General features: G+C 46.8%; 6 protein-coding genes. 5 read left to right on the top strand and 1 reads right to left on the bottom strand.

The features are described 5' to 3' along the window. From GF309_01075 to GF309_01095, 5 genes are all read left to right on the top strand, one after another. A partial coding sequence (locus tag GF309_01075; protein ID MBD3157354.1) for a Txe/YoeB family addiction module toxin occupies positions 1-226 on the top strand: 226 nt, incomplete at its 5' end. 138 nt (positions 227-364) lie between these two features. Beyond that, positions 365-553 (top strand): addiction module toxin, HicA family, encoded by a 189-nt coding sequence (locus tag GF309_01080; protein MBD3157355.1) that lies wholly within the window; start codon positions 365-367, stop codon positions 551-553. Positions 554-562: 9 nt separating this feature from the next. Then, the gene (locus GF309_01085) at positions 563-973 is read left to right on the top strand and encodes a ribbon-helix-helix protein, CopG family (GenBank protein MBD3157356.1); all 411 of its coding nucleotides are present in this window, start codon (positions 563-565) and stop codon (positions 971-973) included. 194 nt (positions 974-1,167) lie between these two features. Continuing rightward, entirely contained in the window at positions 1,168-1,356 is a 189-nt protein-coding gene (locus tag GF309_01090; GenBank protein MBD3157357.1) for a hypothetical protein, read from the top strand. After that, positions 1,353-1,640, top strand: a complete 288-nt coding sequence (locus tag GF309_01095; GenBank protein MBD3157358.1) for a type II toxin-antitoxin system mRNA interferase toxin, RelE/StbE family — start codon at positions 1,353-1,355, stop codon at positions 1,638-1,640. The genes GF309_01090 and GF309_01095 overlap by 4 nt, the downstream gene beginning before the upstream one ends. A 631-nt stretch (positions 1,641-2,271) precedes the next feature. Here the strand turns inward: GF309_01095 and GF309_01100 are convergent. After that, positions 2,272-3,189 (bottom strand): hypothetical protein, encoded by a 918-nt coding sequence (locus GF309_01100; GenBank protein MBD3157359.1) that lies wholly within the window; start codon positions 3,187-3,189, stop codon positions 2,272-2,274. Positions 3,190-3,301: the final 112 nt, after the last annotated feature.

Genomic DNA, 3,301 nt, shown 5'->3' on the forward strand with positions numbered 1-3,301 from the left:
GGACGACTATCTCTATTGGCAAGACACGGACAAAAAGATTCTTTGGCGCATCAATAACATGATCAAAGAAACCACGCGAAACCCATTTGAAGGCATTGGCAAGCCTGAACCCCTTAAACATGCTCTTTCGGGATATTGGTCTAGACGCATCACCGAAGAACATAGATTCGTTTACAAAGTTTTCAAAAACTCCCTTCACATCGCTCAACTTCGATACTACTACTGATTCTATCTCTGATGCCAACAGCAGGATCGGGAAATACACCGAACACCAGGCTGACCAACTGCTGTAATTCAGAAACTCTCCGAAAATCCTGATCGTATATACTTGACACCTCGGTCAAAATGTGTATTAATACACACCATGGATAGCCGTACTATTATCAAGATTCTAAAGCGTAATGGTTGGCACGAAGTGGCCAAAGCTGGCTCTCACACTCAGTTTCGGCATCCGGACAAAAGGGGTCGGGTTACCGTTCCACACCCGAACAAGGACATCCCCGCGGGTACTTTGAAAAGCATTGAGAGGCAATCGGGACTCAAATTTAATTGAGGTGTAAATATGGCAAACTATATTGCGATTGTACATAAGGACGCCAAGAGCGAGTTCGGCGTTTCGTTTCCAGACTTTCCGGGCTGCATTACAGCCGGTAAAGACATCGATGAAGCCAAGGATATGGCTCAGGAAGCACTTACCCTTCATATTCAAGGCTTGCTCGAAGATGGTGAAAGACTCCCGGCCCCTTCAAAGCTTGAGGAAATCATGGCCGATCCCGATTTCAGTGATGCCGTGGCTTACTTAGTCGTCGATGTTCCTGATACTAGGCCCCGAACGCTTAGGGTTAATATCACTGTTCCGGAAATGACACTTAAACAGATTGATGCAGCAGCCAAAAAGCGTGGAATGTCGAGGTCGTCGTTTCTCGTTCATGCTGCCCAGAATGCCATTCAGTCTAACCAATCATCTATGTAGTCGCGGATGATTAGGCTTCCCGCCACGAACCAGGGGCAGATTGATAACTTCTTACACCACGTTGGGTAATTGCAGCGACCTGCCTTCGGCGGCCTGTCATCATACGAACTTGACGGCGTCATCAGTGTTTGATAATTTTTGAATACACAGATAGATTTTGGATTTCAGTCTCAATCTCATACAGGAGAGAAGACATGGAAACGGGAAACATCAAGGAACAAGCTCATGAGCTCTTAGAGAAATTGCCTGACAGCGCAACCTGGGAAGATGTCATGTACCGGATCTATGTCCGCCAAGCCATTGAGGCTGGGATCAAGGATAGCGACGAGGGTCGGACAGTCGGAGTAGAAGAGGTACGAAAAAGGTTTGGCCTGTCCACATGAAGATTCAGTGGACCAGCAACGCCATTGATCAGCTGGTTAACATCTACGAATACATTTCTCTGAACTCACCCACCTATGCTATGCGAATGGTCGATAGACTGACCCGCCGCTCAGAGCAAATTGCTGATCAACCGCTGTCCGGCCGAAAAGTCCCCGAATATGATGTTGAAGATGTTCGCGAATTGATTGAGAAGCCTTACCGGATAATTTACCGAATACAGCAGGATAAGATAGACGTCGTAGCCGTCATCCACGGAGCACAGCTACCTCCCGAAGAAATCTAGGTTTATCAGGTGCTCTTCGGCATTCGTTCAAGTTCTGGAAGTTCTCGCTGTAGCTACACCCTTCGCAACATGTACTCTTAGTCCCTGGGTTCAAGATTCTACAATGTCCGACGAAAGAAATGTGTACCATCTTTCAATTCAGGAAAACCGATCCACTGCTCCTAGCAATTCTTACTACTGGCTGGGTCGGAATCGTCTGATATTCAACCGAGAGTGCGAGTGAGAATTCTGGGAGGTATCGCTGCGGAAGAAATATTATCTACACTTCGGGCCGAGTTGCGTTCAATTTTTGTAGGCGAAAACCTTGGCAGACGTCGATGTACATCCCTTATACGAGAGTATCTTTGATTGTGATAGGGGCAAAATCGGTTAGATCTCTAAACGAAACGGGTGATGGACCATTCATGACCGTGCTACTGGCAAAATGATGCTATCTTCACTCAGGCCCCGAGACGTATGCCTTACACATATCATCTCAGGAAGAAAGGGTTTTGCCCCCCCGTAACGGAAGTCTACACTCCTGGGTGGAGACAAAATTGCGTCATGTCCAAATGAAAGTTACATACCGAATCGCATGCTGTTATCGCCGATGAAGCTATGGAATTACCAGTTCAACATAGCGCACTGTCCACTATGGAGTTCCTGGAGTGAAAACGATTTTGGCAATGAACCGACCTGAATTGTCGTGGAAGACATTACAGCCGTCATTATATCCAATGTAAAGGTTGCCATCACTGTCGGCCATACCATCATAAGCACACCCTACAGCAAAAATACTTCCGTTTTCTGCAACTTTTCCCATTAATAGGTAGTTACCAGGAACCATTTCACAGCCCCCAGTCCATGTATAATCGCACGGGGCATAGGGTGGACATGGATCTCCACCACAAGGGCGATTTCCAGAATCGTGCGTCATCTGAATCTGAATATGATCTCCAGCCGACACCCGGATTCCCGTGTCGGTCCAAAGGCTAGTTGCCGGAATCCAAACAGTATTTACACTTGCTGCATCGCCAAAACCATCGTAAAGGAGAGCATTTAAATCAGAATCAGCTACCAATATATAATCATAAGAGACCTTACTCTGATAAGAATAAAGCCCCACCTTGCCCGAGCTTAGTTGTTCATCCAATTCTATTTCTCCAACCCAGCCCCCATCAAGGTAGAATTCGGCGAAATTCTCATTCAACCTAGCCTCCAAGTCGTACCATGTGTTTGCATCAATCTGAATCCCGTCGAAAGGCGTATAAATGACTTCTGTAGGATAAGTGCCGTTATATTGCTTAACGTGGATACAATCATAGTGTGCATGCAGTGAGATGGAATAAAATGGGCCTCCTTCATTTGCTCTAAAAACCAGCCCCCCATGTGGTCCATCACTGCCAGGAATACCTTCGTCCAGCCTGAGCCTGGAATGGACGCTGTAGTTACTCCAATCCTCTCCTGCAACGAACATGTATTCCTGCGTATCCATGTTGTGTTGCCTTGCCAGTCCGTTTTCGAAAACCCAATCATCTTTCGTGTATGGTTCACCAGCTTCTTTCGGCATTTGCCAAATCCGATTATAAGCAGTCCACACGGAGCCGAGGGAACAGTCTGTCCGTCCTAGATCCGCCGCAAACCTTTGACAATCTCCGGGACCTATAACTCCACTCTCATCC

The organism is Candidatus Lokiarchaeota archaeon, from assembly GCA_014730275.1.
GTDB lineage: Archaea > Asgardarchaeota > Thorarchaeia > Thorarchaeales > Thorarchaeaceae > WJIL01.